This is a genomic window from Amaricoccus sp. (assembly GCF_036846665.1).
Taxonomy (GTDB): Bacteria; Pseudomonadota; Alphaproteobacteria; order Rhodobacterales; family Rhodobacteraceae; genus Amaricoccus.
In genome coordinates this window covers 1-1,927 of sequence record NZ_DAIUBO010000396.1, presented here as the reverse complement: position 1 = coordinate 1,927, position 1,927 = coordinate 1, and the positions used below count along the sequence as shown (strand labels likewise).

Annotated in this window: 1 protein-coding gene; it reads right to left on the bottom strand. The window is 64.1% G+C overall.

The genetic code is table 11. The features are described from left to right. Positions 1 to 34: 34 nt before the first annotated feature. On the bottom strand, positions 35 to 1,927 hold a 1,893-nt coding region (locus V7050_RS20765), incomplete at its 5' end, for a phage terminase large subunit family protein (protein WP_324411247.1).

Below are 1,927 nucleotides of genomic sequence, written 5' to 3'. Positions count from 1 at the left end.
CTGCCGGCCTTCACTCGGACCCTCGGCTTCTCGGTCATTTACGGTTCTTCCACCTCTGCCGCCGCTGGCGTCGTTTCTCTTCTTCGTCGTCCGCCGGCGGCGGGGCTTGATTGGCTGGGACGATCCGCGTGAGCAAATCCTCTATGTCGCCCTGCACAGCCTCGGGCGGACACTCCCGTTCGGCGTCGTATCGGTCCCAGACCTGGTCGGGCATCGACCGGATGCCGAACTTGATGGCGGCCGCCTCGGCTTGAAGATGCGTGTCGAGGCCCTCGTTCGCCTGCGCCGGATCCTTCACCCACTCGTATTTGACGAAGCCGGACTTCGTGCGCACCGCCTTGCGGCTTTCGGCCGTAAGCTGGCGATAGAACTCGTCCTCGAGGCCGCGCGGCAGGGCCACGAAGCCGCGCTGCAAGGGATCGTCCTTCGCGAGATTGCGATAGAGGCCCATTTTCAAGACCGACGTCGCGAAGTTGAAGAACCGGCGGGAATACCGCTTGACCTTGCCGGTCTTCGTGTTCCGCTCCTTCTTCACCGCGGCGATCAACGGGGCCGACTCGGATGGCACGCCGCGGACCATGATCAGGCGGGACGTGGGGTGCTTCTTCACCCAGCCCCAGACGTCCTCGGTCCATGCGTTGCCGTCGATCGCAACCATGTCGGCATGAATCGGGCGGCCATGCGCATTGCGCCACGTCTGCACCATCAATCCGTCGAGCATGGCGCGGCAACCGTCCTCGCTGATGTGGCCGGGGAAGACCACATATTCGATGACGGCACGGCGGAAGTCGCGGCCCCATGCCACGATCTGCGCCTCGACACGATCCTTCTGGCAGTCGATGCCGATCGTAAGCAGCGGATAGCCGACAGGAATCGAACCGCGCGAATAGAAGGACAAGGCCCCTCTGTCCCGCAGGCTCTCCCATCCCGGCGCCTCGCCGAGCGTCCGGTAGGCGCGGCCGACCGTGTCGTTGAAGAACGTCTGCTCGGACGCCGGGTCGCCCTTGGCGCTCAACCATTCGCGTGCGATCCGCTCGAAGCTCTGCAGGAGCGAATACGCCGACCACAGATGAAAGGAACGATGGACCCGCTTCGCTGCCGGGTTGCCGGCGCGCCAGACTTCCTCGCCTTCCGCTTCCCGCCGCTTGGCCTCGCGGAACATCTGCGGCCGATGAAACTCTTCGATAACGCCGCCGCACCCCTCGGCGACGCATGTGAAATGCGCGCGCTCCGGATGCTTTTCGTCGATCGACTGCTGGAAGTTCTCCCATTCCAGCGTCTGCATTTCGCCACAGTGCGGGCACGGCAGGAAGAGACGTTCCTGACTTCCGTCCTCAAAGTTCCGGGTGATCCTGCATCCCGGCTCGACGAGAGGCGTCGAGATTTTGAAGACCTTCGCGAACTCGTGCGCGCGGGATCGGCTGTCGGCTTGCGTCTCCGGGTCGCCGGCGGCGTTCATCTCCCATTTCGCGAGGTCGTCCTGCACCTGCCGGCGCATGGTGACTTGCGACAGGGAGGCCGGCGAATTGGCCCCCGAGATCTGGATCGCGCCGCGACCGTCGACCCGTTCCTTGTAGAGAACGCTATCCAGACCGTCGCGCGAGCGCATCGGGAAGAGACGAGCGAGCGCCGTCGTGCCTTTCAGCATCGGCGCCAGCTTCATCTTCGACCAACGCTGCGCGTTCGAGTCGGTCGGATGAACGTAAAGAAAGTCACCGGGGTCCATGTCCATGGACCCGCCGCAGAAGATATTGGCGAGGACGGTGCCGCCAAGCTGCGCCGACTTCGCCAGCGTGACGGTCCTGCAAGGGTCGCTCGGAGACAGCGCCCGCAGGATTTCGTCGAAGTAGAAAAACAGATCGCGGTTATACGGACCCGGCAGCGGGCTTTCGCGCTCCGAAAAGACGATGTTGCGCTCGGCCCATGC